General features: G+C 71.1%; 20 protein-coding genes and 1 pseudogene. 9 read left to right on the plus strand and 12 right to left on the minus strand.

Going from position 1 to position 25591, the window contains the following annotated elements; genetic code table 11:
* Window positions 1-126: pseudogene (locus MKK58_RS24520) on the plus strand (IS630 family transposase); the annotation flags it as partial.
* Window positions 127-182: 56 nt separating this feature from the next.
* Window positions 183-1634 (plus strand): DUF2272 domain-containing protein, encoded by a 1452-nt coding sequence (locus MKK58_RS24525; protein ID WP_243915581.1) that lies wholly within the window; start codon window positions 183-185, stop codon window positions 1632-1634.
* Window positions 1635-1903: 269 nt separating this feature from the next.
* Here MKK58_RS24525 and MKK58_RS24530 read toward each other — a convergent pair whose 3' ends face one another.
* The 5 genes from MKK58_RS24530 to MKK58_RS24550 form a co-directional block, all read right to left on the minus strand.
* Entirely contained in the window at window positions 1904-3382 is a 1479-nt protein-coding gene (locus MKK58_RS24530; RefSeq protein ID WP_243915582.1) for a hypothetical protein, read from the minus strand.
* Window positions 3383-3487: 105 nt separating this feature from the next.
* Complete coding sequence (locus tag MKK58_RS24535) at window positions 3488-4780, minus strand: ArgE/DapE family deacylase (protein ID WP_243915583.1); 1293 nt, start codon at window positions 4778-4780, stop codon at window positions 3488-3490.
* Between the two features lie 47 nt (window positions 4781-4827).
* The gene (locus MKK58_RS24540; protein WP_243915584.1) at window positions 4828-5166 is read right to left on the minus strand and encodes a DUF3325 domain-containing protein; all 339 of its coding nucleotides are present in this window, start codon (window positions 5164-5166) and stop codon (window positions 4828-4830) included.
* Window positions 5163-6701 carry a PepSY-associated TM helix domain-containing protein gene (locus MKK58_RS24545; RefSeq protein ID WP_243915585.1) on the minus strand — a complete coding sequence of 513 codons (1539 nt, stop codon included), beginning with the start codon at window positions 6699-6701 and terminating at the stop codon, window positions 5163-5165. The genes MKK58_RS24540 and MKK58_RS24545 overlap by 4 nt, the downstream gene beginning before the upstream one ends.
* On the minus strand, window positions 6698-7033 hold the full coding sequence (locus MKK58_RS24550; protein WP_243915586.1) for an iron transporter: 336 nt from the start codon (window positions 7031-7033) through the stop codon (window positions 6698-6700). The genes MKK58_RS24545 and MKK58_RS24550 overlap by 4 nt, the downstream gene beginning before the upstream one ends.
* Before the next feature lie 347 nt (window positions 7034-7380).
* On the opposite strand from MKK58_RS24550, the gene MKK58_RS24555 reads away from it, so the two are divergent.
* Both MKK58_RS24555 and minC read left to right on the plus strand, forming a co-directional pair.
* On the plus strand, window positions 7381-13095 hold the full coding sequence (locus MKK58_RS24555; protein WP_243915587.1) for a DUF3320 domain-containing protein: 5715 nt from the start codon (window positions 7381-7383) through the stop codon (window positions 13093-13095).
* A gap of 196 nt (window positions 13096-13291) precedes the next feature.
* Window positions 13292-13945, plus strand: coding sequence for a septum site-determining protein MinC (minC, locus tag MKK58_RS24560; RefSeq protein ID WP_243915619.1), 654 nt, complete (start codon window positions 13292-13294; stop codon window positions 13943-13945).
* A gap of 273 nt (window positions 13946-14218) precedes the next feature.
* Here the strand turns inward: minC and MKK58_RS24565 are convergent, their stop codons facing one another.
* Window positions 14219-14590 carry an antibiotic biosynthesis monooxygenase family protein gene (locus tag MKK58_RS24565; protein WP_243915588.1) on the minus strand — a complete coding sequence of 124 codons (372 nt, stop codon included), beginning with the start codon at window positions 14588-14590 and terminating at the stop codon, window positions 14219-14221.
* A gap of 67 nt (window positions 14591-14657) precedes the next feature.
* On the opposite strand from MKK58_RS24565, the gene MKK58_RS24570 reads away from it, so the two are divergent.
* A complete protein-coding gene (locus MKK58_RS24570) occupies window positions 14658-15155 on the plus strand; it encodes a MarR family winged helix-turn-helix transcriptional regulator (protein ID WP_243915620.1) in 498 nt (165 codons plus the stop codon).
* Between the two features lie 82 nt (window positions 15156-15237).
* Here MKK58_RS24570 and MKK58_RS24575 read toward each other — a convergent pair whose 3' ends face one another.
* On the minus strand, window positions 15238-15555 hold the full coding sequence (locus tag MKK58_RS24575) for a DUF1330 domain-containing protein (protein ID WP_243915589.1): 318 nt from the start codon (window positions 15553-15555) through the stop codon (window positions 15238-15240).
* A 516-nt stretch (window positions 15556-16071) separates the two neighbouring features.
* Between MKK58_RS24575 and MKK58_RS24580 the strand changes: the two genes are divergently transcribed.
* Entirely contained in the window at window positions 16072-17001 is a 930-nt protein-coding gene (locus MKK58_RS24580) for a DMT family transporter (protein ID WP_279578553.1), read from the plus strand.
* A gap of 45 nt (window positions 17002-17046) precedes the next feature.
* Here MKK58_RS24580 and MKK58_RS24585 read toward each other — a convergent pair whose 3' ends face one another.
* Window positions 17047-17841, minus strand: a complete 795-nt coding sequence (locus MKK58_RS24585) for an enoyl-CoA hydratase/isomerase family protein (protein WP_243915591.1) — start codon at window positions 17839-17841, stop codon at window positions 17047-17049.
* A gap of 90 nt (window positions 17842-17931) precedes the next feature.
* Window positions 17932-18849: a polyphosphate kinase 2 gene (ppk2, locus tag MKK58_RS24590; RefSeq protein ID WP_243915592.1), complete on the minus strand. Its 918-nt coding sequence runs from the start codon at window positions 18847-18849 to the stop codon at window positions 17932-17934.
* Between the two features lie 195 nt (window positions 18850-19044).
* Between ppk2 and MKK58_RS24595 the strand changes: the two genes are divergently transcribed.
* The gene (locus MKK58_RS24595) at window positions 19045-19173 is read left to right on the plus strand and encodes a hypothetical protein (protein ID WP_055945825.1); all 129 of its coding nucleotides are present in this window, start codon (window positions 19045-19047) and stop codon (window positions 19171-19173) included.
* 23 nt (window positions 19174-19196) lie between these two features.
* Here the strand turns inward: MKK58_RS24595 and MKK58_RS24600 are convergent, their stop codons facing one another.
* The gene (locus tag MKK58_RS24600; RefSeq protein WP_243915593.1) at window positions 19197-20822 is read right to left on the minus strand and encodes an ABC-F family ATP-binding cassette domain-containing protein; all 1626 of its coding nucleotides are present in this window, start codon (window positions 20820-20822) and stop codon (window positions 19197-19199) included.
* Between the two features lie 133 nt (window positions 20823-20955).
* Entirely contained in the window at window positions 20956-22149 is a 1194-nt protein-coding gene (locus MKK58_RS24605; protein ID WP_243915594.1) for a patatin-like phospholipase family protein, read from the minus strand.
* Window positions 22150-22592: 443 nt separating this feature from the next.
* Here MKK58_RS24605 and MKK58_RS26920 point away from each other — a divergent pair, with 443 nt between their 5' ends.
* On the plus strand, window positions 22593-23714 hold the full coding sequence (locus tag MKK58_RS26920) for a histidine kinase dimerization/phosphoacceptor domain -containing protein (protein ID WP_279578549.1): 1122 nt from the start codon (window positions 22593-22595) through the stop codon (window positions 23712-23714).
* Window positions 23711-24166 carry a response regulator gene (locus MKK58_RS24620; protein WP_243915595.1) on the plus strand — a complete coding sequence of 152 codons (456 nt, stop codon included), beginning with the start codon at window positions 23711-23713 and terminating at the stop codon, window positions 24164-24166. The genes MKK58_RS26920 and MKK58_RS24620 overlap by 4 nt, the downstream gene beginning before the upstream one ends.
* 3 nt (window positions 24167-24169) lie before the next feature.
* On the opposite strand, the gene MKK58_RS24625 is transcribed toward MKK58_RS24620, so the two are convergent.
* Window positions 24170-25510, minus strand: a complete 1341-nt coding sequence (locus MKK58_RS24625) for a dicarboxylate/amino acid:cation symporter (RefSeq protein WP_243915596.1) — start codon at window positions 25508-25510, stop codon at window positions 24170-24172.
* Window positions 25511-25591 lie beyond the last annotated feature (81 nt).

Genomic DNA, 25591 nt, shown 5'->3' on the forward strand with positions numbered 1-25591 from the left:
GACCTGCAGGTCGCCATCAATCGCTACATCGCCGAGCACAACCGTAGCCCAAAGCCCTTCATCTGGACTAAACCCGCCTCTGCAATCTTCGACGCCCTCAGCCGAGCTCCTGAACCATCCGTCTGAGTCAGAGCACTAGTACGCGGCTCAATACAAGCGCGGGAAAAATATTTATCCGGTTCTTGCAGCGCAATGGCGTGGACACGATAATACGGTACTACGCCAGTACGGAACGTCCAAAGACGCTTACTCTGGACGAGGCAAAATTTCTTTCAACTGAAGGCTTCGCGATACTCCCAGTTTTTCAGGACAGCAGTCGAAGAATTTCGGATTTCTCAACCGCATCCGGCAAGAAGAACGCCCGGAGTGCCGTCGCCTTCGCCAAATCGGTTGGACAGCCCATCGGCGAAGGTAGCACGATAATTTTTGCTGTTGATCAGGAATACAATGTTTCTGAGATCGACGGCCCGATCCTCGACTACTTCAAGGCTGTAAAGACTGCAATTGGACAGGATTTTAAAATCGGCTGTTATGGCAGTGGAGCAACGCTGAGCAAGCTGCTCTCCGAGAAGCTGATAGAGGTGCCATGGATCTCCATGTCGCGCGCATTCACTGGCACTGAGCAGTTTTTTTACTCCAACAGGTGGGCGATTCGCCAAGTGCCGCCGGAGAGGACCGAATCCGGCAGCGGGATCGGGTATGACCGGAATGTCATCCGCATCGCCCGCAAGGATCTTGGTGCGTTTCAGGTGGGAGCGGACGACAAGGGCATGGTGGCCTGGGACGAGACCGGGGATGCGACCCTGGCCGCGCGCATCATGACCATCGTACCCGCTGCACCTGCCCCGACCGACCTGCTTGTTACGACCGAGGGACTCCGACTGCGGGACGCTCCCGGCGGTATGATCATACGTGATCTCACGATCGGCGAACGTCTCGCCGCCATCGGTGCCGCCGACAATGCGGGATGGCGGAAGGTGCGCGCTGGTACCCAAGAGGGCTTCTGCTTCGGCAAGTATCTGCGTACGCCAGAGCGGCCCGAGGTCGAGGCGTTACTCCGGACGGCCATCGACGAATGGCTTCGTTTCGAGAAGGGCGCAGGCAACGAGAAGGTCGACCCATACTGCAGCTTCGTTCGCGAAATGTGGGCCGCGATCGGCGAACCCTACGACGGTCGCAGCACCTATTCTGACGGTCGGGATGTCCCATGGTCGGCGGCATTCATTTCTTGGGTGGTGCGTCTCGCAGGGCCCGCCTATACCAACTTTCAATTCGCCTCGAGCCACTCGGTGTTCGTGAACAACGCCATCAAAGCTCGCTTTACGGCGCGGAAGGACAAGCCATTTTGGGGCTTCCGGATCAACGAGGAAAAGCCTGCCCTCGGCGACATCATCCAGCGCAATCGGAGCGGCAACAACTTCAGCTTCTCGTATGCCGAGAACCACGCTCAGTATGAGAGCCACTCGGACATTGTGGTCGAGGTAACTCCCGATGCGGTACGGGTGCTGGGCGGCAACGTCGGCGATACGGTGGGCTTCGGCACGAGGCTGCAAGAATACCACCTTGGGTCGGACGGCCATCTCAGACCCGACCAGGGTGTCATTGCATTGCTGAAGAACAGAGCCGGTCTCTAGATCGAGGGATCATCGTCAGCTTACGAATATGCTAAACGTCTTGCCTCTGGCGGTTGATATTGGTGCGGGCACAGCCTCGGAAGTTCGCTATCGAAAGGCCTTCCTGCAAAATACTCATGCCTTCCGCAGGAGCACACGCTTTCTGGAAGTTGCTCAGACTGGCTGCGGCTTTGAGATGGAATCGGGGGGACGGAACGTCCACTTCGGGGCGGAAGGCCAGGGTCCGACGATCCCCCGCTCGCCCATGTCCGCCCCCGGCCGCGAACCCCCTACCGCCCAATCACCGCCCGGACCGACCACGTCCCCCAATAGACCGGGCGGCCGAACACGCTGGAGGCCCCCGTGCCGGCCTGTCCCGGCGCGAGGCGGTCGAGCCAGGTCACGAGGCCGGCCTTGGCGCGGTAGCTCGTGGGCGTGGCGAGGTTGCCGTAGCGGTCGGTCATCCAGAAGTGCTGGCTGCGTCCGAAGCGACCCGAGCCGTCGCCCCCCGAGCGCAGGCCGAGATACGCGGTGGAGCGCATGATCGCCTGCGGTTCGGAGAACCAGGTCAGGCCCGCCAGCGAGCCCGGCGCGAGGTCGGCGGTGTACTGCACGCAGATGTCCGAGACCGGGCCGTCCATGGTGTTGGCCGGGCGGTTGCAGCGATAGGCCACCACCCAGCGGTCCATGTCACGGGCCTTGGCCACGCGCACGAGGCTCTTGTTCGGCAGGGGCTGCGCGATGGTGCGGGCCGCGGACCAGGGCCGGTCGGCGGTGAGGTCGCGGCTGGTGCGCAGGTAGAGGCCCATGCGCCGGGTCGCCACCGGCTCGTTGCAGTCGGAGGGCAGCACGTCGGTGTAGAAGTAGTGGTAGACCTGATCGACCACGCTGATCGAACCGACGAGGTCGGTCCGGTCGAAGCCCTGGCCCTGGCAATGGCCCACCACCGGCGCGCCGGTCTCGTCCAGGACGACGCCAGGATCGGGCTCGGCCTCCGTCCGCCCGCGGCGACGGCGCCCGCGCGGCTCCGGGTCCGTCTTGCCCAGCGGCGTCCAGGTCGTCCCGGCCTCCGCGCCGCCGCGGATGTCGAAGCGGGTGAAGTCGAGGGTGCGGGCCTGGAGCAGGGCGTGCCGGTTGCCGTTCTCCGTCGGCATCGCCGCGAGGAAAAACACGTAGCTGTAGGCGTCCCCGCCCCAGTCGCGGCCCGCCACCGTGATCGGGTGGCGCGCGGCGATGCCCTCGGCCGTGGTCTCGGGCGGCGGGGCGGCCTCGCGGCGGCGCCCGCGTCGCCCGCGCGCCTCCCGGGGCCGCTCCGCCGCGCGGGTCACCTCCCAGAGGCGCCCCTGCACCGGCGGCATCGTGGTGGCGAGCTGTTCCGGCATCGCGCCCGCCCGCACCGAGCCGCCGTCGAGGGGGTCGCCGGCCCGGCGCGGCGCGCAGGTCTCGGCCCCGCGCCGGGACGGGCCAGCGAGGGGCGTCTCCGCCTGGTAGACCGCCTGGAGCGGCCCGGTGCCGGGCGTCGTGCGCAGGATCTGCACGCCGCTGACGGATTCGCAGGCGCGCGGGGCCACGAACACGCCCTCCGCCTCGGTGCCCCGGCAGATCTCCAGGCTGCCGCCGCCGGTCACGTAGCAGCTGGTGTCGGTGGTCTGCGCGCCGGCCGCCGTGCCGCCGGCGAGCACGGCCGAGGTGGCGAGGACGGTGGCCGCGACGGCCGTTGCGAAGGCGCTCGGGTGCGCCGCGAGGGGGGAGGGCTTGGGATCGATCACGGGACACAGGGGTAACGCGCGCGGAGCATTCGGCAAGGCGCGCGTGCCGCGCCATCCACACCGCGCGGGGTCACGATCGCGCGGGGAAGTACCGAGGCCCCGGCCTCACGGTGCGACGCGGGCTTCCGTCCCGCACCATTCGGCGACGAACAGCGCCATCGCGGTGGTGATCCGCTGCACGGAGGCGAGGCTCACGCACTCGTCGAAGCCGTGGATGTTCCGGCTGAACGGTCCGTAGCAGAGTGCCGGCACCCGGTCGTAGAGGGCATAGACCCGGGTATCGAGGTAGCTCGGCGACATGAAGCTCTGGAGGGCCTCGCCGGTGGCAGCCCGGTGCGCGCGGCCGAGCACGCCTTCCGCCTCCGAGCCCTCGGGGAGGGCGTAGCCCTCGGCGAAGAACCCGTTGAAGGCGACGCGGGGCGGCGTGTTCGACAGGAAGGCGTCGTCCCGGGCGAAGTCGGCCACCGCCTGCTCCACCGCGCGGGCGGCCTGCGCCGCCGAGACGCCGGGATAGAGCGCGATGCGGCAGTCGATCCGGCACCAGGCCGGCACCGAGGAGGCCCAGTCGCCGCCCTCGATCCGGCCGACATTGAGGTTGATGGCGTCGGGCTCCTCGGCGAAGTGCGGATGGACCGCCTTCTCGGCGTTCCAGCGCGCTTCCAGCGCCCGCAGGGCGCCGATGACCCGGTAGGTGGCGTCGATGGCGTTGGCGCCCGCCCCCATCTCGCGGACATGGACCGGGCGCCCGCGCACCTCCACGGTGAACCAGAGCACGCCGACATTGGCCCGCACCAGCTTCTCGTCCTCCGGCTCGGGGATCAGCACGGCGTCGGCCCGGTAGCCGCGCAGGTGGGTCATCAGAGCGCCGTTGCCGGTGGATTCCTCCTCGACCACGGATTGCAGGGTGACGGTGGCGGCCGGCTGCAGGCCGATCCGCGCCAGCGCGTCGAGGGCGAACAGGTTGGCGGCGTGGCCCGCCTTCATGTCGGCGGCCCCGCGACCGTACATCCAGTCGCCGTCGATGACGGGCTCGAAGGGCGGGTGGGTCCAGAGGTCGGCGGGCCCGGGCGGCACCACGTCGACATGGGCCTGGAGGATCAGCGAGCGCCCGGTCTCGGCCCGCGGCCGGTGGATGCCGACCACGAGGGGGGCTTGCGAATGCGTGTCCGACATCGCCGCCCCGCCCGGATGGGCGGCCAGCGCCGCCCCGTCCATGGTGAAGCGGTCCAGCGCGTAGCCCCGCGCGCGAAAGGCGCGGAACACGAAGTCCTGGATCGCGTGCTCGGCGCCCCGCGTGGAGCCGAACCGCACCAGGGCCTGTGTGTGGGCGACCTGCTCGGGAAATCCCGCCGCGACGGCCTCGGTGATGCGGGCGGCAAGGGCGGGATCGAGGGGCATCGGCGTATCCTGGCTGGGGCCGTGCCAGGGTAGCGGCGCCCGTCCGGTTAGGCGAGGAGGGCGGCGGCCAGGGCGAGCGGCAGGGCGAGGATCGCGGCGGGCCGGACCCAGCGCGGGCGATACGAGACCAGCCCGACCACGAGGAGCGCCGCCCCGGTGAGCGAGCCGATCCACTGCACGGGGCCGAAATTCCAGTCCGAGGTCAGGATCGCGGCGGCGAACGAGACCGCGATGACGGCCCAGCCGCTGAGGCGCAGGGCTCTCGCCCGCGCGCGGCTCTGCGGCAGGCCCGCGATGGCCCTGTGGTGACGGTCCATCGAGAGGCAGAGCGCGGCGAGCCCGGCGAAGCTCAAGGTCAGGTTGAGGGCGACGGAGAGCGGCGTCATGCTTGGGCGAACCCCTTCTGTGTCAGGCCCGCGTCGCGTCCGGCCGGGCGCGCGGCCCGGCGCCGCGCCTCGTAGAGCCCGACCTTGCGGCCCCCGAGGGCCAGGACGAGGCCGAGGACCAGCATGGCGGCGTCGAACCACAGGAAATCGAGGCCGCGATCCGTGGTCAGCCAGCCGACCACCGGCACCGCGCCGAACAGGCCGCCCGCCGCCAGCCCCATTTCGGCCCAGGCCCGGCGATGCGGCCGGGCCAGGGGCACCAGGGCGGCGAGCCCCCAGGCGCCGAAGAACGCCGCGCCTTCCCAGGTGGCCCGGTGCGCCAGTTCCACCGGCAGCAGCCGGTTGGCCAGGAACAGCGCCGCGATGCCGATGGGCAGGCCGAGGATCGTGCCGATGTTCAGGCTGCGCACGAGGCGCAGGCCGAAGCCTGGGACCTCGCCGGCCTTCGGCGTCCGGGCGACGGTCCACAGCACCAGGCCCGTGGCGATGGTGGCCGAGCCCATTACGCCGCACAGGAAGAACAGCAGCCGCAGGGCGCCGCTGGCGAAGTGCGCCTCGTGCAGGCCCATGAAGCTGGTGAAGGCGTGCGCGGCCGGCCGCATGCCGCCGACGCGCTCGACGATCGCGCCTGAGGCCGCGTCGAAGGCGATCTGCGGGTGCTGGTGGGCGAGGCCGTGCGGCTCCTCGAACACCGCGACCACGGTCGCGTTGGCGTCGCCCGGATTGTTGACGATCACCATCTCGAGGGGCTCGGAGACCTCCGCCCGCGCCCGCGCGAGGAGGGGCGCCAGCGGCACGGCCTCGCCGGGCCGTCCGGCGGCGGGGCGCCAGGTCGTGCTCTGGGCGGATTCGACGTAGAAGCGCATCTCGTCGCCCTTGTAGGCGGCCGTGACGCCCCAGGGCATGTACATCACGCCGAGGGTGACGATGCCCGTGTAGGTGATCATGAGGTGGAAGGGCAGCGCCAGCACGCCGGTGACGTTATGCGCATCGAGCCAGCCGCGCTGGGTCGACCTGTCCCGCCGGAAGGTGAAGAAGTCCGCGATGATGCGCCGGTGCGTGACGATGCCGGAGATCAGGGCGACGAGGAGGATCATCGCGGCGAGGCCGACGATCCAGCGGCCGAGCACCGGCATCATCTGAAGTTCGTAGTGGAAGCGGTAGAGGAAGTCGCCGCCCTGGGTCGCCCGCGCCCGGGTCGGTTCCCCCGTCCCGGCATCCAGCATGGCTTGGCCCAGCGGCGCTTCCAGGCTGTCCATCCAGTAGACCCCAAGCAACGGCCGGTCCGGCTGCGGCAGCGAGACGTACCAGGCCATCGCCTTCGGGGCATGGGTCTTGAGGTAGGCGAGCCCACGCTCGGCGGCCGGTGCGGGTTCGCTCGGGCCTGCGCGCAGTTCCGGCCGCATCCAGAGCGAGATGTCCGTGCGGTAATAGGTGGCGGTGCCGGTGACGAAGACCGCGAACATCACCCAGCCGGCCACAAGCCCCGACCAGGTGTGCAGCCAGCCCATGGATTGGCGGAAAGCCTGCCTCATGCCGGCGGCCCCATCGGCGCGAGGGTCATCGCCGCCCAGACGCCGAGGCCGAGCAGCGCCGCCGGCAGGACCAGGCCCAGGGTGGCCCGGGCCAGGGTGCGCGCGGCGAAGACCCAGATCACGGCGCCTGCCAGGATCGCGAAGCTGAGGAGGGTCGCGGTCGCGACGGCCTCCGAGCGGACCATCGGCAGGGTCAGGGACAGGAAGGCGGTAGCGAGCGCGGCCACCGCGTAGCCCCCGAAGGCCGCCAGCAGCACCCGGCCGGCCACCGCCGCGCGGTAGCGCCAGCCGCCCCTGAAGCGTTCCCGGTCGATGGGGCTTTGGTTCGTCACGGGCAGCACCTCCGATGCGGGCGGCGCGGATCCAGGCATGGCCGGACCGGCAGCAACAGGGACGGGATCGACCCGGACAGATCTCCGGAAACCGCAGCATTACGGCCCGAACACCATCGCGCCGGACGATGACGACCTCGCTATAGCGAGCCCGGTCTTGGGGTCGCAAACCCTATGTTGTGGAATGATTCCAAGGCGACGGTTGCGATCCCGTCGCCGGCCGCGCCGAAGCCGGTTCTGCCGCGCCCGACCGGGCTGTCGGACTCGAAACCAGTGCGTGCAGGCTCGGCTTGCGGTCGCGCCTGGGTCGCGGCTAGTACCGGGGAGACCCTCGAGGATGCGGCAGGATGGGCGAGACGGCTGAGGCGCCCCAAGCCGGGATGGCGACGCCGCCGGACGCGGCGTGCCGCATCGCCTGCGACGCCCTGGCGCGGATCGGGGTCCCGCAGCTCCGCGCGGGCCTCGCGCCGATCCGCTCGCTCACCGTGACCTGCAAGGCCGGCGCGGATCTGCCCGGACTGGTGCTCACGCTGACGGCCGAGCCGCCGCTCCTGCGGGCCGAGCCCCTGCGGATTCCGGGCTTGGAGGCCGGCGCGTCCCGGGCCTGCGCGGCGCCGCCCATGATCCTGGACGAGGCCGCCCTCGACGCCCTGCAGGCGGTGACGGCCTGCGTGCTGACCCTGGTGGCCACCGTGGAGGGGCGTCCCGTCGGGCGCGCGACGGTGTCGCTGGACCTCCTGCCGGCGACGTATTGGGCGGGCATCGAGACCGGGCCGGATGCCCTCGCCACCTTCGTGCGCCCCGACGATCCGGCCATCGACGCGCTCCTCGCCCGCGCGGCCGAGCACCTTCCGCCCGGGCGCGATCGGCTCGCGACCTATGCGGACGGACGGGCGCGGGTCTGGGAGACGGCCCAGGCCATCCACGCGGCCCTGCGCGACCAGGCCCTGCGCGACCAAGCCTTCGCGGAAAGCGCCCCGGTCGCCGGTGCCGAGCGGATGCGGAGCCCGGGCGCTGTGCTCGGGGACGGGTGGGCCAGCCCCCTCGACCGGGGCCTGATCCTGGCGGCCTGCTTCGAGCGGGCGGGGCTCGACGCGCTCCTCGTCCTCGGCGCGGCCACGGTCGCGGCCGGGCTCCGGCTCGTCGATGCGCGTCCGGCCGAGACCGTGGATGCGCAGGGCCTGCGCAAGCACCGCGACCTCGACGAACTGATCCTGATCGCCACCGGTCCCGCCGCCTTCCCTGAGGCCCTGGCGGCCGGCGCGCGGATGGTGGAGGCCGGCGCGGCCCTCGACCTCGTGGTCGATCTGCGCGCCGCCCGCCTGCGCGGCCTGGCGCCGCTGGCCCTGGAGGCCGCCGCCGAGGCGCCCCGGCTGCCGCCGCGCGGCGCGTATCCCCGTGCGCCGACTCCCGCCTTCGCGGAGGATCGCCCGCCCGCGATCCCGCCGCGCCCCGCCGAGACACGGCCGCGCGACCGCCTGGAGGCCTGGAAGCTGCGCCTCCTCGACCTGACCCTGCGTAACAAGCTCCTCAACTTCCGGCCGGGCAAGGCCAGCTTCAGCCTCTGCGTTCCGGACCCGGACGCCCTGGCGGCGCTGCTCGTCGAGGGCGCCGCGATCCGGCTGCTGCCGAAGCCGGAAGAGCTGAAGCAGGAGGGGCCGGAGGCCGGGGATGCCGCCGCGCGGGACGCGCTCAGGCGGGAGGCCGCGCGCTCCGGCGAGATCGTCACGCACGCATCCGCCGACGATCTCGACGCGCGCCTCACCGATCTGTTCCGCCTCGCGCGGACGGCACTGGAGGAGGGCGGCGCCAACGTGCTCCACCTCGCCGTCGGCTTCCTGTCCTGGACGCGGGGCGGGACGATGGCCCCCGTGCGGGCGCCGCTCCTCCTCGTGCCGGTGGCGCTCACCCGCGCCAGCGTGCGCGCCGGCTTCCGGCTGGTGCGCCACGACGCCGAGGCGCGGGTGAACCCGACGCTGATCGAGATGCTGCGCCAGGATTTCGGCCTGACCCTGCCGGACCTCGACGCCGCTTTGTCCGGGGACGGCCTCGACGTGTCGGGCCTCTGGCGGATCGTGCGCGGGCATGTGCGCGACCTCAAGGGGTTCGAGGTCGAGACGGACGTCGTTCTCTCCACCTTCGCCTTCACCAAGGTCCTGATGTGGCGCGATCTGGCCGAGCGCACCGACCTCCTGAAGCGCAACCCGGTGGTGCGCCACCTCCTCGAGACGCCGACGCTCGCCTACGGCGACGCCACCGGCTTTCCGGCCCCCGAACGCCTCGATGCCGCGCATCCGCCGCAGACCGTGTTCACCCCGCTTCCCGCCGATTCCTCGCAGCTCTGCGCGATCCTGGCGGCGGGCGCGGGCAAGGATTTCGTCCTGCTCGGCCCGCCTGGCACCGGCAAGAGCCAGACCATCGCCAACATCATCGCGCATGCCCTGGCCCTCGGGCGGACGGTCCTGTTCGTCTCGCAGAAGGCGGCGGCCCTCGACGTGGTGCGCCGCCGCCTCGACGCGGCCGGGCTCGGGGCCTGCTGCCTGGAGGTCCATGCGGCCCGGGCGCAGAAGGCCCATGTCCTCGCGCAGCTCCGCGAGGCCTGGGCGGCGCGCGGTCCCGAGACGGTGCCCTGGCACGAGGCCGGGGCCGATCTCGAACGCCGCCGGGCCGCGCTCAACGACGTGGTCGCGCGCCTGCACGCTCCCCGCGCCAACGGCCTCAGCGCGCAGGCCGCCCTCGGCCGCATCATCGCGGAGCGCGCCGCCGGAGCGCCGCGCATCGCCCTGTCCTGGCCCGATCACGCCGCGCACACGCCCGAGACCCTGGCAGGGCTTCGCGCCCGCGCGGCCGGGCTCGCCGCCCTGCTGCCCCTCGTGGGCGATCCTGCACGTCATCCCCTGCGCGGCATCGGCCCGGCGGATTGGTCACCGCTCTGGCGCGCCGAGATGGAGCGGGCGCTGGCGGACCTCGCAGGCGCGTTGCCGGCCTTCGGGGCGGCCGCGGATCGGCTCGGCGCCGCCCTCGGCCTCCCCGGGGCGAGCGAGACTTGGGCCGGCACCCGCGCCCTCCTCGCCCTGGCGAGCGGGCTCGCCCGCCCGGAGGCGGCCGCCGGCCTGCGTTGCCTCGCCGCCGATGCCGACTCGCTGCGGCAAGCCGTGGAGGCGCGCCGGCAGCACGAGGCCGCCCTCGCGCGGGCAGCCGCGCGCCTGCTTGGGCGCTACGCCGAGGCCTTGTTCGCCACCGACCTGTCCGCCACCCGCGACGCCTGGCGCGCGGCGCAGGGCGCCAACCTGCTGGTGCGCGGGGCGCGGCTCCGGCGCCTGCGCCGGATGCTGGAGGCGGACGCCCTGGCGCCCCTGCCGGAGGATCTCGGGCCGGACCTCGCGACCCTCTTGGAGATCCAGGGTCTGCGCGCCGCCGGCCCGGCCCTGGCCGGGATCCTGGAGGCGGCCTTCGCCGATCTCGGCCCGCCCTGGAACCGGCCGGACAGCCCGGCGGAGGCCTTCGCCGCCCCCCTGGCCTGGGCCGGGCGGATCGCCCCGGCGCTCGCCGCCCTCGCCGGGGACGGGGCGGGGGTGGAGGCCCTGCGCCGGCGCTGCCTCGACCGGCTGGCCCCCGGCGGGGGAGGGGTGGGCAGGGCCGTTGCCGAGGCTCGCGCCGCCCTGTCTCCGCTGCGCCTGCCGGCCCTGCGCGCGATCGAGACCCTGGGGCGCCTGGCCGCCCGCCGGCACCCGGACCGGCCCCTCGCCACCGGTCCCGGCTGGGTGGCCGGCACCCTGGACGAGGCCGCGCGCTGGGCGTCCGCCCTGCCCAAGGCGCAGGTCTGGCTGCGCTGGCAGGGCGCGGTACAGGCCGCGCGGGAGGCCGGGCTCGGCCCCCTCGTGGCGGCGGTCGAGGCCGGGGCGCTGGAGCCGGATGCGATCCCCGAGGCCTTCGAGCGCGCCTATGCGGGCTGGTGGATCGACCACGTGGTCACGCACGACCCGGTCCTGCGCGGCTTCCAGGGGCCGTCCCACGAGGCGGAGATCGCGGCGTTCCGGGCGGCGGATGCCCGGGTCTGCGCCCTGGCGGGGGCCGCCGCGCGGGGGCGCCTTGGCGGGGTGCCGTCCCCCGTGGCGTTCGGGCAGCAGGCCGAGTGGGGCCTCCTCGCCCGCGAGATCGCCAAGCGCGGGCGCCACCTCGCCCTGCGCCAGCTCTTTGCCCGGCTGCCGGGCGCGCTCACCCGCCTCACCCCCTGCGTGATGATGAGCCCGCTCTCGGTGGCCCAGCACTGGCCGGCGGATGCCCCGCCCTTCGACCTCGTGATCTTCGACGAGGCCTCGCAGATCGCGCCCTGGGACGCCATCGGCGCCATCGCGCGGGGGCGCCGGACCGTGATCGTGGGCGACCCCGAGCAACTGCCCCCGACCAGCGTCGGCGAGCGCGAGGGCGATGCGGACGACCTCGACGTGCCGGATCAGGAGAGCATCCTCGACGAGTGCCTGGCCGCCCACCTGCCGCGGCACCGCCTCGCCTGGCACTACCGCAGCCGGCACGAGAGCCTGATCGCGTTCTCGAACCGGCACTATTATCGCGGCGGCCTCATCACCTTCCCGTCTCCGGTGACGCAGGACCGGGCGGTTCGCCTCCTGCCGGTGGCGGACGGCCTCTACGAGCGCGGGGCTGCCCGGGTGAACCGCCCCGAGGCGCGGGCGGTGGTGGCCGAGGTGCTGGCACGCCTGCGGGCGGACGCGGGGTCGGGCTCCCTCGGAATCGTCACCTTCAACGGGGAGCAGCAGCGCCTGATCGAGAACCTGCTCGACGCCGAGCGGCGCGCCGACCCGGATCTCGAGCGCCACTTCGACGCCCGCCTCACTCCCGAGCCGGTCTTCGTGAAGAACCTCGAGACCGTGCAGGGCGACGAGCGCGACGCGATCCTGTTCTCGGTGGCGGTGGGGCCGGACGGCGCCGGGCGGATCACCGGGCAGGTCAGCTCCCTCAACCGGAGCGGCGGGCACCGCCGGCTCAACGTGGCGATCACCCGGGCGCGGCGCGAACTCCTCGTCTTCGCGTCCCTGCGGCCGGAGCAGATCGACCTCGGGCGGGGGGCGGCGCGCGGCATCCGCGACTTCAAGCACTTCCTCGATTTCGCCGCCCACGGCGCCTCCGCCCTGGAGAGAGCCGCCGCGCCGACCGGACGCGACGTCGAATCCCCCTTCGAGGCCAGCGTGATGGCGGCCCTGGAGGCGCGCGGCTGGCGGGTGGTGCCGCAGGTCGGCGTCGCCGCCTTCCGGATCGATCTAGGCATCGTCCACCCGGACGCCCCCGGGCGCTACCTCGCGGGGGTGGAATGCGACGGGGCCAGCTACCACAGCGCCGCCACGGCCCGCGACCGCGACCGCCTGCGCCACGGGGTGCTCACCGATCTCGGCTGGCGCCTGCACCGGGTCTGGAGCACCGACTGGTGGATCGACGCGGACGGCGCCCTCGACCGCCTGGACGCGGACCTGCGGGCGGACCTGGAATCCGACCGGGCCAAGCCGGCGCCGGAGCCGCCACACGAAGCGCCGCCGCCGAGCCCCTCCGTCGCCGCCGACACCGCCGGCTTCGCCCTCGACGCGTCCCGCTTCCACGCGCCGGATTACGACGCGGTTCTCGACGCCCTCGTCGCGCACGTCATCGCGCAGGAGGGGCCGCTGTTCGCCGACCGCCTCGTCGCCCGGGTGGCGCGGGCCCATGGCATCAACCGGACCACGGCCCGCCTGCGCGCCCGCATCCTGGCGCGCGTCGGCGCGGAGGTTCTGCGTGCCTGGGAGGATGCGCGCGAAGTGCTCTGGCCGGTCGGGGTCGATCCGCAGGCCCCGGTGCCGTTCCGGTCCGCCGCGGGCGAGCCGCGCGATCCGGCCGACATCCCGCTCGCCGAACTCGCGGGGCTCGCGGCGCAGCTCGGAGGCGAGCCCGACGACCTGCCCGCGCGCATGGCGCGTCACCTCGGGGTCGCGCGGCCGCGCGCGGCGCTGGCCCGGCGCCTCGCCCGCGCGGCGGGTCAGGCGCATCCGGACCCGTCCGCCGCGGCGGATTGAGGGGGGCTGCGCGCGGTCGGCGGCGCGCGGGACTTTTTTCCGCATCGCCGACCTTCGCCTGTCCCCCGGGGCACAGGTTCGGATAAGGTGACCGAACGCGCCCGCGTTCCGTCCGGCCGCCCGAGAACCGCGAAGACACCCCACCGTGACGCCAAGCTCCCCCCGTCCCCCGATCCGTTTTCGCGGCCGCTCGTTCATGGCGCTGGTGCTCGCCCCGGTGCTGCCCGTCGCCGACTGGCTCGACGAGCTCGACGCCCTGGCCCGGCGCTCGCCGGCCTTCTTCGTCGGGCGGCCGGTGATCCTCGATGTGGCCGGGCTCGGCCTCGACCGGGACGGGCTCGTCGGGCTCGTGGCGGATCTGGCCGCCCGCGACGTCGCCGTGATGGGCATCGAGGGCGCGGCCCCCGGCCAGCTCGGCGCCGGCCTGCCGCCGCCTCCGGCCGGCGGTAGGCCCGTGGAGGAGGTCGCGATTCCCGATCCGGACGTGGACGCGCCGGTGGTGCCGCCGGCCCCAGCCCCGTTCCGCTCCCTGATCGTCGACGCACCGGTGCGCTCCGGCCAGACCATCCTGCATCTCGAGGGCGACATCACCGTGATGGGTTCGGTCGCCTCCGGCGCCGAGGTGATCGCGGGCGGTTCGCTCCACGTCTACGGGGCGCTGCGCGGCCGGGCCATCGCGGGGGCTGCCGGCAATCCGGAGGCGCGCATCACCTGCCGCCGGTTCGAGCCCGAACTCATCGCCATCGACGGCCTCTACCGCACCGCCGACGATCTCGGCCCCGTCCAGCGCGGGCTGCCCGCCCAGGTCCGCCTGGAGGGGGACGCGATCAAGGTGGCGGGGTTGGACTAAGGGCGGACGGCGGCGCCTCGGCACCGCTCCACCTGCGGCCCCGGCGGGGCCGAACCGATGCGGCCCTTCCGACCGATGCGGCGCCCGTCGAAAGCGCGACGACCCCTGTGTCCCTTCGGCCCTGCACCGATTGCTCGGGGCGGATGCTGCGCTGGATGTCGCTGTAGGGTGGAAATGAGAAGGTCCGCTTTTCGCGAAGTTCGCGGGAAAGCTAACCCCTTCCGGTAGCCGCAGTGTTTCAGGCGTGGGAGGGCCGCTGGGTGCTTCTACCGCTCATGCCACGCAGATGCCGGGGACCTCGACCTTGCGGAACAGGTGCGGGCTCGCCGTTGCGCTGTCCGGATAAGCGCCGAGTTGCGCCCTGAATTCCGGGTTTGCGAAGGCTTCGCGAAAATGCGCAACGGACTGCCAGACCGCATAATTCAGGAAGGTGCCGCTCCCCGCGATGCCGCGATGAAGCTGGGTCGAGATGAAGCCCGGCTGACGTTTCATGATCGCGGCGTCGCGGCTCCAGGTGTTCAACAGCGCGTCGGCGTCCTCATCCGGGACGACGAACGTGTTGATGAGCACCACGGGATCGTTCGTGTCGTCGCGAAGCTGATCGGCGAGCGTGACAGTCGCGTCCATTTCGACAAACCTCGGCATGCCGCTCTCCTTGTCATAACGAAGCCAACATGGCATCGTGATGTCAAAATTTTATATTGACACTATGATGTCAATAGGGGTTGCGCACTTGCCTAGCAGAACGCCTTCCGCCGAGACGTTGACCGATCTCGTCCTCACGCTCTTCCGGGTGAACAACGCGACCCTCGTCTGGGGCGACCGGTTGGTTCGGCCCTTCGGCCTGACCAGCGCCCGCTGGCAGATCATGGGGGCCATCGCCTACGCCGATCGACCGCAACCCGTGGCGTGGCTGGCCCGTGACCTCGGAGCGAACCGGCAGAACGTCCAGCGCATCGTCAACGAGCTTGCGCAGGAGGGTTTGGTGAGGTTCGAGAACAATCCGCACCACAAGCGGGCCCAATTGGTGGCGCTGACGGCGGCGGGGAGGCAGGCCTACGATGACGCAATCCAGGCCTGGGACCCGGCCGCCGACGATCTGGCGATGGGTCTGTCCTCGGACGAACTCGCGACAGCCCTTCGCGTCCTGAGCGTTTTGCGCAGCAGACTGGCGGCTAGCAACGCGGGCGATGACGAAGCCGATTCATGACGTCGCCCAAGCGACCGCTTTCCGGACGAGTAGAAAGCAGGCGCAAGGGAGATGACGGGTCGGATGCAGACGGTAAAACGCGTCAGGTCTCCACCCTTGGACGATCCGACGGATCGACGCCTTCGACGATCACGACGTCGACGGTCGCCGCACCCGCGCGCAGGCGCGCCACCTCGGCATAGGCCGGCGAATGCCAGCAGGCGCGCGCCGTGTCGTAATCGTCGAAGGCGATCACGACATTCCGCGGCCTCGCTTCGCCTTCGACCGCCTCCAGTCGGCCGCCCGCGACGAGGAACCGTCCTCCGAAGCGTGCCACCAACGCCGGGAGGGCCTGCGCGTAAGCCGCGTACGCCTCCGGCTCCGTCACGGTGATGCGCGCGATCCAGTAGCCGTTCGGCATGAGCCTCTCCCTGCCCGGCCTGTTCCGTCGCGGCCGATCCGTCGTCGGATCGAAGGATAGCCCTGGCGCAGGCTTTGTCACGGCACGCGGTCGCATTCACGCCTGCGCCGCTGCCTTGGAGTAGCCCCGAACCTGCCTCGTCGAGGCCGTCCGCAGAGCGGGTTATCCTTGCCGGTCTCGGGCGAAACCGGACCTGATCCGAGGCACGGACACCCGGCGCCGAAGGGCTGTTTTCGGACACGCCCCGGCGCCGCCCCGACGAGACCCGGGCATGTCCGAGCATCCGTGCCCGCTCGGCGGGAGCGCGACGCCTGCACAGGAACGGGGTTGGGTCGGCGCCGACGCCCGCGGGATGGGATCGGGCTTCGGCTGGATTCCTGCCGAACGGGATTTGCAGCGCAAGGAACGGGAAGCCGTGCCGTGGAGGCGCGTCGTAGGCGTGAGCACGATCAAGTCGGAAGGAACTCCGCCGTGCCGCGCACCGTGAACCGCACCCTGTCCGCGCCCGAATGGGCGATGCTGATGGTCCTGTCGATCCTGTGGGGTGGATCGTTCTTCTTCACGAGCGTGGCGCTCCAGGCCCTGCCGCCCCTGACCCTCGTCGTCCTGCGGGTCGGGCTGGCGGCACTCATCCTGAATCTCGTCCTGCCCCTCACGGGATCGCGCCTGCCGCGCGGGCCCGAAATCTGGATGGCGTTCGTCGGCATGGGCCTCCTGAACAACGTCGTACCGTTCTGCCTCATCGTGTGGGGACAGACGCAGATCGCCTCCGGGCTCGCCGCCATCCTGAATGCCACGACGCCGCTCTTCACCGTTGCCGTTGCCCATCTGGCGACCTCCGACGAACGCATGACCGGCCGCCGCCTCGCGGGCGTTCTCGTCGGCCTCGCTGGCGTGGCCGTCGTGATCGGGCCCGCCGCGCTCACCGGGCTGGCGGCAAACGTCCTGGCGCAGGTCGCGGTCCTGGCCGCGGCGTTCTCCTATGCGCTGGCCGGGGTGTTCGGGCGTCGTTTCAAGCGCATGGGCGTTCCGCCGGTCGCGACGGCGGCGGGGCAGGTCACGGCCTCGACGCTTCTGCTCCTCCCCGTCGCCATCCTGATGGACAGGCCCTGGACGCTCGCCGTTCCGGGCCTGTCGGTCTGGGGCGCGGTGCTGGGCATCGCCGCATTGTCGACCGCACTGGCCTACGTACTCTACTTCCGGATCCTGGCGACGGCGGGCGCGACGAACCTGCTGCTCGTCACGTTCCTGGTTCCGGTCTCGGCCATCCTGCTCGGCGCCCTGGTGCTGGGCGAGCGCCTTGATGGCCGGCACTACCTCGGCATGGCGCTCATCGGCTGCGGACTCGCCGCCATCGACGGTCGCCCCTTGAGGCTGGTGCGAACCCGGCCAGGGAGGGGCTCGCGGCTCGATCCGCCTGAAACGTATCAGGGTCGGGACATCTGAGCGGTTCGGTCAGCCTCCTCTCCGACGGGTCGCGGCGACGGGCCGCTACCGCCCCGTCCAAACGGGCGCCCGCTTCCCCAGGAACGCCTCCATGCCCTCGCGGAAATCCGCGCTGGTGTAGCAGAGGCGGATGAGGTCGTCGCCGGGGCGGTCCTCGCCCGCCGCGTCCTCGCCCTGGAGGCGGCGCAGGCCCTCCTTGGTGGCCCGGAGCGTCAGGGGCGCGTGCCCGGCCATCAGGGTCGCGAGTTCGGTGGCGCGGGCCGCCAGGGCTGGCGCGTCGGCCACGACCTCGCCGACGAGGCCGATGGCATGGGCCTCCTCGGCCCCGACGAGGCGGGCGGTGAAGATCATGTCCTTGACCCGCGCCGGGCCGATCAGGGCGGAGAGCCGGCGCAGGTTGCCGAGCGACAGGCAGTTGCCGAGCGTCCGGGCGATGGGGAAGCCGAGCCGGGCGTCGCGGGTGGCGACGCGCAGGTCGCAGGCCGCCGCGATGGCGGCGCCCCCGCCGGTGCAGGCGCCCGCGATCGCCGCGATGGTGGGCACGGAGAGGCGTTCCAGGGCACCCATCACCTGGTCCATGAAGCGCTCATAGTCGATCGCGTCCTGCGCGGTCGCAAAGCTCCGGAACTGGGCGATGTCGGTGCCGGCCGCGAACGCCTTGTCGCCCGCCCCCGTGACGATCACGGCCTTGACGCTCCCATCCGCCGCGATGCGCGCGCAGGCGTCGATCAGCCCCTGGTACATGCCGAAGGTGAGCGCGTTGCGAGCCTGCGGCCGGTTGAGGGTGAGGCGGGCGATGCCGCCCGTGACCGTGAAGAGGAGTTCGTCGGTATGGGGCATGCCGGATCCCTGGGCGCGCGGCGCGGTAAAGCCCCATCCTCTCGCCCGGCGGAGCCGGCCGGCGCAAGCGGCCGGCTCTCGTCCGGCGCTTCAGAACACCGAGGGCACGAACATCTCGGGCGGCACCGGGTGGCGGGTGTAGTCGTCGTGGCGCTCGCGCTCCGGCAGGTGGACGGGCGGATGCTCGACGTCGCCGTAGGGGATCTGCGTCAGGAGGTGGCTGATGCAGTTGAGGCGGGCGCGCTTCTTGTCCACGGCCTCCACCACCCACCAGGGCGCCTCCGGGATGTGGGTGCGGGCCAGCATGTCCTCCTTGGCCTTGGTGTAGTCCTCCCAGCGGCGGCGGGACTGCACGTCCATCGGCGAGAGCTTCCACTGCTTCAGGGGATCGTGGATGCGCATGTGGAAGCGGAATTCCTGCTCCTCGTCGGTGATCGAGAACCAGTACTTGAGCACGATGATCCCGGAGCGGGTCAGCATGCGCTCGAACTCGGGCACGGAGCGGAAGAACTCCTCGACGTCGTCCGCCGAGCAGAAGCCCATCACGCGCTCGACGCCGGCGCGGTTGTACCAGGATCGGTCGAACAGCACGATCTCGCCCCCGGCCGGCAGGTGGGTGACGTAGCGCTGGAAGTACCATTGCGTGCGCTCGCGCTCGCTCGGCGCGGGCAGCGCGGCCACGCGGCAGACGCGTGGGTTGAGCCGTTGGGTGATCCGCTTGATCACGCCGCCCTTGCCGGCCGAATCCCGGCCCTCGAAGATGACCACGACGCGCAGCTTCTGGGCCTGGACCCAGTCCTGCAGGCGTACCAGCTCGTGCTGCAGGCGGAACAGCTCGCGGAAATACACCTTGCGGTCGAGGCCGGGGGGACGGGCGGGCTGCCCGAGTTCGTCGGCCAGGCGCTCCAGGCGCTCGTCCTCCATCTCGAGTTCGAGTTCCTCGTCGAAGTCGTCGGCGACCTCACGGCGGATCGCCTCGACCTCCGCTGCCCGCTGTGCGCTGTCCATGTCGAAGCCCCGTCCTGCCGAAATGCCGGCCGGGCTTAGATCACGGATTCATGACAGGCTTGATACGCCGCCGCACATGCCGGAGTCGGGCGAGGGAACGGGGGCGGCCCCCCGCGGGTTGAAGGGCAAGCTGCGCCATTTCGCGGGCCGGGAGCCCGGCCTGCCCGGCGCCCCACACAGCCAGAGGGTCCACCCATGAGCCTGATCGGACGCATCGTCACCAAGCTCCTCGGCAACGAGGACCGTCCCGTCGTCCGCGACGACCGCAACTACGATTCCGGCACGCCGCTCGGCCGCCTGGTGACCAAGATCCTGCGCAAGTAACCTTTCCCTGCGAGCCGGGCGGTTCACGCCGCCCGGCGCTTGGTTTTCTTCTCGCGCCCCTGTCCGGGGGCGCGCTGGCCGGCGCGGGTCCGGTCCAGAACGAGCTTCGCGTAGTCGTCCATGTCCCCGGCGAAGGGCTTGACCGTGTTGTCGGCCGCCAGCCACAGGCGATCCGCCACCAGCTCCATCAGCGAGCGGTCGTGGGTGATGAGGATGACCGCCCCGCCGTAATCGTTCAGCGCGTCGAGGAGCGCCCGCCGGCTGTCGATGTCGAGGTGGTTGGTCGGCTCGTCGAGGATGAGCAGGTGCGGCGCCTGCATCGCCACGAGGTTGAGGAGCAGACGCGCCCGCTCGCCCCCCGAGAGCGCATCCACCGTCGTCTCCTGCTTGTCGAAGCCCAGACCGAAGCTCGCGAGCTTGGCGCGCCGGGCCGATTCGCTGTCGTCGGGCCGCTCGCGCCGGATGATCGCGAGGGGCGTGTCCTTCGGGTCGAGGGCCTCGATCTGGTGCTGGTGGAACCAGCCGACCTGCACCCGGCCCTCGCGCACCATCCGACCGTCCCGCACCTGGAGCGCGCCCGCCGCCATCTTGGCGAAGGTCGACTTGCCGGCGCCGTTGACGCCGAGGAGCCCGATGCGGTCGTCCACGTCGAGGGTCAGGTTGAGGTCGCGCAGCACCGGCGCGTCGTCGCCGTACCCGATGGTGGCGTCGGTGAGATGCATCAGCGGCGGGGCGAGGGGGCGCTTGGGCGAGGGCAGGTGGAACGGGGCCACGTGCTCCTCGATGGTGGTGGCGATGGGCTCCAGCTTGGCCAGCCGCTTGACGCGGGACTGGGCCTGCGCGGCCTTCGAGGCCTTGGCCTTGAACCGGTCGATGAAGCTCTGGAGATGCGCCCGCTCGGCCTCCTGCTTCTGCTTGGTCGAGGCTTGCAGGCGGGCCTTCTCGGCCCGGCGCTTCTCGAAATCGTCGTAGCCGCCCGTGTAGAGTTCGAGCTTGCCCCCGGCCACGTGCAGGATCGCGTCCACCGAATTGTTCAGCAATTCGCGGTCGTGGCTGATGATGAGGGCCGAGTGGGGGTAGCGCTTCAGCCGCGCCTCCAGCCAGAGGGCGCCCTCGAGGTCGAGGTAGTTGGTCGGCTCGTCGAGGAGCAGCATGTCGGGCTCGGCGAAGAGGGCGGCGGCGAGCGCCACCCGCATGCGCCAGCCGCCGGAGAACTCCGCCATCGGGCGGGTCAGATCCTCCACCGAGAAGCCGAGACCGGCCAGGATCTCGCCGGCCCGGGCCGGCGCCCGGTCAGCGTCGATCTCGATGAGGCGGCCGTAGATCTCGCCCATGCGCTCGGGCGCGGCGGTCTCGAGTTCGGCGTTCAGGGCCTCGCGCTCCAGGTCCGCCGCCAGGATCGTGTCGATCAGGCTGACGGGGGTGGCCGGGTGCTCCTGGTCGACGGAGGCGATGCGGGCGGTCTTGGGCAGCAGGATCGCGCCGCCATCGGGCTGGAGCTCGCCGAGGATGATCTTGAACAGGGTCGACTTGCCCACACCGTTGCGGCCGACCAGCCCGACCTTGGCGCCCGGCGGCACGGCCACGCTGGCGCGGTCGAAGAAGCGCCGACCCCAGGCGCTGAAGGTGAGGTCTTCGATCTGGATCATGCTGGGCTCGCCGGAGGCGCGGGCACCGAAACGACCCATACGCGCGGCGAACCCTACTGCACTGCACCATCCGGCGCGAGGGGGCGGGACGCAACCGGCCCCCTCGTCAAACGCGACCTTGCGTGGCGCGACCCTACTGGGCGACGGTGACGGAGGCCTTCACCAGGGGCGCCACCGGCACGCTCTTGCGCCAGAATGTACCGGTTCGGCCGCTGGCGTAGCCCGCCTCGTAGAGACTGCGCATGTAGCCGGTGTCGAAGCCGCGCGCGTTCGAGGTGTTGGGCGCCGTCTCGTCGATATAGGCGAGGTTGAAGCCGATGCCGTTCGCACGCGTGAAGGCGTAGGTGGAGGCGAGGGTGGCGCGGCTGCGGGCGCGGCTCGCCGTGGTGAACGAGCGCTCGACGATGGAGAGGGTGTTGTTCTGAGCCAGATCGAATTCCGGCTCCAGGCGCCCGTTGATGATGACGTAGATGTCGGACTTCGCCCCGGCCTTGAAGCGGCCGTCGCGCAGCAGGAACGATTGCGGGAGCGTGAAGACCGGCGTCACCACGGAGCCGTCGACATGCATCTCCTGGAAGGTGCGCTGCGCGGCCTGCACGTCGATGAGCTGGGGCGGGAACACCGCCGGGATGCTGGCCGAGGCCGTCAGCACGTCGGTGAACAGGTCGATCGCCGCGGGCCCGCCGCTGGTGGCGATGGCGCCCATGTTCCAGATCACGGCGCGCTGGGTGTCGAGGTTCGTCGTCACCACGAGGAGGCGCCGGCCCTTGGCGTGCTGGGCCGCGATCGCCGCCAGCAGGTCCGGCGTCACGTAGCGGCGCACGAGGTTGCGCAGGCGCCCGTCCCCGAACAGGCCGGAACCGAACAGCACGTTGGCGAAGCTCGGCGACTGCACCAGGGTCGAGGCGACGCCGCTGGTGTAGATGTCCTTCAGGTAGGCGTCGTATTCCGGGCCCACGAAGGCGAAGGGCGCGATGAGCGCGCCCGTGGACACGCCGGAGACCAGGGAGAATTCCGGGCGCTTGCCGGATTCGGTCCAGCCGTTGAGGAGGCCGGCGCCGTAGGCCCCGTCGCCGCCGCCGCCCGAGAGCGCGAGGTAGGCGAACGGCACCCGGCCGTTCTGCGGGCGCGCCGACATCTCCGTGAAGGTCTGCTCCGAGGCGTCCGCGTAGGCGCGCACCGTCGGGTCCAGCCCCACCGGCACGGCGGCGGCGGCCTCGCTGGCGGTGTAGGGAATCCGTGGCGTCGCCCCGCAGGCGGCGAGCTGGCCGGCGAGGAGCAGGGCGACGAGGCCCCGCGACCATCCGAGACGACGCATGTTCGACATGTCCACTGCCAAGAATTCCACTGCCAAGAATTCGAATCGAGGAATTCGTACGCCCGCCCGCTTGTGAGCGTAGCACGGAAAACGAGCTTGGCCGTTCACGCGTTCCGGCCACGCTTCACGACAGGGGATGGATGTGTCGCCCGGGCCACAAATGCCGTCGGTCGCGGGCGCCTCGCGCAAACGTGTGGGCCGGAGGCGTCGCAGCGTCCGGTTTCAACGCAGAATGAACCAACTCGGCGATGGCCAGTTGAGAAATCCGTATCGCGACGGTTGCAGGTCGCAGTCATCATCCGACATCCCGGTTTCTCACCGCGGCGCCTGGTCCCCGTCGTGCGCCCGTACCCCTGCGCGGGCCGTGCCACATGTCCGGGGCGGACCGCGGTCGTGAGCGTCGCGGGCGTGAACCAAACATCCGTGCGCGGCACGAGGAGGAGACGGAGGCGATGGAACGAGACGACGCGTGGCACATGACGGACGACCTGATGGTCGAGGACGGCAAGGGCGATCCCTTCGCCGCCGCCATCCGCGCGACGCGGATGGCGATGATCGTCACCGACCCGCGCCGCGCCGACAACCCCATCGTCTTCGTCAACGATGCCTTTCTGCGCCTCACGGGCTACGAGCGCGACGAGATCATGGGCCGCAACTGCCGCTTCCTGCAGGGCCCGGACACCGATCCCGACGCCATCCGGCAGCTCCGCGAGGCGGTGGATGCCCGCCGCGACATCGCCCTGGACATCCTGAACTACCGCAGGGACGGCAGTCCGTTCTGGAACGCCCTCTACATGAGCCCCGTCGTCACCAAGGGGGGCGACCTGCATTACTTCTTCGCCTCGCAGCTCGACGTGACCGACCGGGTCGACGCGCAGATGCGCACGCAGACCGAGAAGGAGCATTTCGAGCGCGAGGTTGCCAAGCGGACGCGTGAATTGTCCGAGGCCCTGGCGGCCAAGACCATGCTCGTCCACGAGGTCGACCACCGGGTGAAGAACAACCTGCAGATGGTGGCCTCGCTGCTGACCATGCAGACCCGAAGCATCACCGACCCGGTCGCGCGCGACGCGATGAAGTCGATGCTGACCCGGGTCGAGGCCCTGGGGACGGTGCACAAGCGCCTCTACCAGTCCCACGACGTCGAGCGCTTCGATGTCGCCGAGTTCGCCCGCGAACTCGCCACCGACCTCGTACGCGGCTCCGGCCGGGCCGGCATCACCCTGCATCTCGACCTGGAACCCGTGGAGGTGCCGGTGGAGAAGGCCCCGCCGGTGGCGCTGATGATGAACGAACTCATCACCAACGCCCTCAAGCACGCCTTTCCGGACAACCGGTCCGGGCGCCTCTCGATCACGGTGCGGCCCGACGGCCGCTATTTCGGCATCCGGATCGTCGATGACGGCATCGGCATGCCCGAGGAGGTCGTGAGCGCGCGCTCCTTCGGCAAGCGCCTGATCGAGAGCCTGGCGCGGCAGCTGAACGCCAGCATCGCCTGGCAGGCGGGAGATCCCGGAACCGTAATCGACGTCCGCCTGCCGCAGGAATCACCTGACCCGAAGGCCAGTCCGTGAGCGAGCCACTCCGGGTTCTGATCGCGGAAGACGAAGCGCTCATCCTGATGCAGCTCGAATTCCTCGTCGAGGATGCGGGGCACCGGGTCGTCGGGACCGCGGCGACCTCCGACGAGGCGATCCGCGTCGCCCGCGAGACGCGTCCCGACCTCGTCTTCGTCGACCTCCAACTGCGGGGCGGCTCCTCGGGGATCGACATCGTGCGGGGGCTGCGTGACGATCCCGGCGTGACCCTGGTCTTCGTCACCGCCAACGCCCAGCACATCGCGCAGGATTTCGAAGGTGCGGCCGGCGTGATCCCCAAGCCCTACACCGAGGCCGTGGTCTTCGACACGCTCTCCTATTTCGAGGAATGCGTGCGCCAGCCGCCGCCGCGCCAGCCCGTCCCTCTCGGCCTGCGGCTGGCGCCGGCCTACCGGGCCGCCCTGGCGGGCGGCCGGGACGCCGAATAGGCGTCAGGCCTGGGCGCCGCCGAGGGCGAGGGCGTCGACCCCCGTCGGGGCGGTTCCCGCATCGGCGGGCTCCGCCCCGGTCTCCTCGCCCATCTCGCCCTGCCACTGCGCCACCGCCGCCGTCGCCAGACCGTTGCCCAGCACGTTCGTCACGGTGCGGCCCATGTCGAGGATCTGGTCGACGCCCATGATGAGCAGGATGCCGGCCGCGGGCAGCCCGAACATCGGCACGGTGGCGGCCACCACTACGAGGGAGGCGCGCGGCACGCCGGCGATGCCCTTGCTCGTCACCATCATCACGAGGAGCATGGTAAATTGCTCGGCGACGCCGAGATGGATGCCGAAGGCCTGGGCGATGAAGAGAGCGGCCATCGCCTGGTACATCATCGAGCCGTCGAGGTTGAACGAGTAGCCGAGCGGCAGCACGAAGCCGGTGACGCGGGGGCGTACGCCGAACTTCTCCAGCACCTCGACGGTGCGCGGGAAGGCGGCCTCGCTCGATGCAGTGGAGAAGGCCAGGATCATCGGCGCGCGCAGGAGGTCCAGCAGGCGCACCACCCGGTTGCCCAGCACCAGCCAGCCGGCGCCGATCAGGATCACCCAGAGGATGGCGAGGCCGAGGTAGAAGGCGCCGATGAACTTGCCGTAATCGACGAGGACGCCGAGGCCCTGGACGGTGATCACGGCCGCGATGGCGGCGAAGACGGCGAGCGGCGCCAGCCGCATCACCGCGTCGGTGACGGCGAACATCACCCGGGCCAGCCCGTCGATCATGTGCACCATCGGGTCGGCGTAGCGCCGGTCGATCACGCTGAGGCCCGAGCCGAAGAAGATCGAGAAGACCAGGATCTGCAGCACCTCGTTGGTGGCCATGGCCGAGACGATGCTCGTCGGGAAGACGTGGGTGAGGAAGTCGCGCAGGTTGAGGGAGGCGGCCTTCAGCCCGGTCTGCGCGCCCGCATCCGGCAGGGGTAGGGCGAGGCCCGCGCCGGGCTGGAACAGGTTGGCGACGAGGAAGCCCAGCGACAGCGACACGATGGAGGCCGTGAGGAACCAGCCCATCGCCATGGCGGCGACCCGGCCCACCGAGCGCGTGTCGCCGAAGCTCGCGATGCCCGACACGATGGTGGCGAAGACCAGGGGTGCGATGATCATCTTGATCAGCCGCAGGAAGATGTCCGTGCAGAGGGTGAAGTATCCAGCGATCTCCTTGGCTTCCGCCGGCCCGGCCGCCGTCCCGTGCAGGACGGCGCCGACGGCGATGCCGAGGACGAGGCCGATGCCGGTGTAGAGAGTCAGGCGGCCGGGTTTCTTCCCGTCCGCCTTGATGTCGCTTTTGGTCATGGTGTTTCCTCCCGATGAATGCTGTTGGCGCCGCGTCGGCGCTTTCGATCGCGGGTCATGGCGTGACCCGGTTAGGTGCAG

Source organism: Methylobacterium sp. J-078, from assembly GCF_022829285.1.
GTDB lineage: Bacteria > Pseudomonadota > Alphaproteobacteria > Rhizobiales > Beijerinckiaceae > Methylobacterium.

Excerpts from the sequence above, each read along its gene's own strand:
- MKK58_RS24535 (WP_243915583.1), bottom strand. The coding sequence starts at position 4,780 with ATGCCCCTCGATCCCGCCCTTGCCGCCCGCATCACCGAGGCCGTCGCG.
- MKK58_RS24540 (WP_243915584.1), bottom strand. The coding sequence starts at position 5,166 with ATGACGCCGCTCTCCGTCGCCCTCAACCTGACCTTGAGCTTCGCCGGG.
- MKK58_RS24545 (WP_243915585.1), bottom strand. The coding sequence starts at position 6,701 with ATGAGGCAGGCTTTCCGCCAATCCATGGGCTGGCTGCACACCTGGTCG.
- MKK58_RS24555 (WP_243915587.1), top strand. The coding sequence starts at position 7,381 with ATGGGCGAGACGGCTGAGGCGCCCCAAGCCGGGATGGCGACGCCGCCG.
- minC (WP_243915619.1), top strand. The coding sequence starts at position 13,292 with ATGGCGCTGGTGCTCGCCCCGGTGCTGCCCGTCGCCGACTGGCTCGAC.
- MKK58_RS24565 (WP_243915588.1), bottom strand. The coding sequence starts at position 14,590 with ATGCCGAGGTTTGTCGAAATGGACGCGACTGTCACGCTCGCCGATCAG.
- MKK58_RS24570 (WP_243915620.1), top strand. The coding sequence starts at position 14,658 with ATGTCAATAGGGGTTGCGCACTTGCCTAGCAGAACGCCTTCCGCCGAG.
- MKK58_RS24575 (WP_243915589.1), bottom strand. The coding sequence starts at position 15,555 with ATGCCGAACGGCTACTGGATCGCGCGCATCACCGTGACGGAGCCGGAG.
- MKK58_RS24580 (WP_279578553.1), top strand. The coding sequence starts at position 16,072 with ATGCTGATGGTCCTGTCGATCCTGTGGGGTGGATCGTTCTTCTTCACG.
- MKK58_RS24585 (WP_243915591.1), bottom strand. The coding sequence starts at position 17,841 with ATGCCCCATACCGACGAACTCCTCTTCACGGTCACGGGCGGCATCGCC.
- ppk2 (WP_243915592.1), bottom strand. The coding sequence starts at position 18,849 with ATGGACAGCGCACAGCGGGCAGCGGAGGTCGAGGCGATCCGCCGTGAG.
- MKK58_RS24595 (WP_055945825.1), top strand. The coding sequence starts at position 19,045 with ATGAGCCTGATCGGACGCATCGTCACCAAGCTCCTCGGCAACGAGGAC.
- MKK58_RS24600 (WP_243915593.1), bottom strand. The coding sequence starts at position 20,822 with ATGATCCAGATCGAAGACCTCACCTTCAGCGCCTGGGGTCGGCGCTTC.
- MKK58_RS24605 (WP_243915594.1), bottom strand. The coding sequence starts at position 22,149 with ATGTCGAACATGCGTCGTCTCGGATGGTCGCGGGGCCTCGTCGCCCTG.
- MKK58_RS26920 (WP_279578549.1), top strand. The coding sequence starts at position 22,593 with ATGGAACGAGACGACGCGTGGCACATGACGGACGACCTGATGGTCGAG.
- MKK58_RS24625 (WP_243915596.1), bottom strand. The coding sequence starts at position 25,510 with ATGACCAAAAGCGACATCAAGGCGGACGGGAAGAAACCCGGCCGCCTG.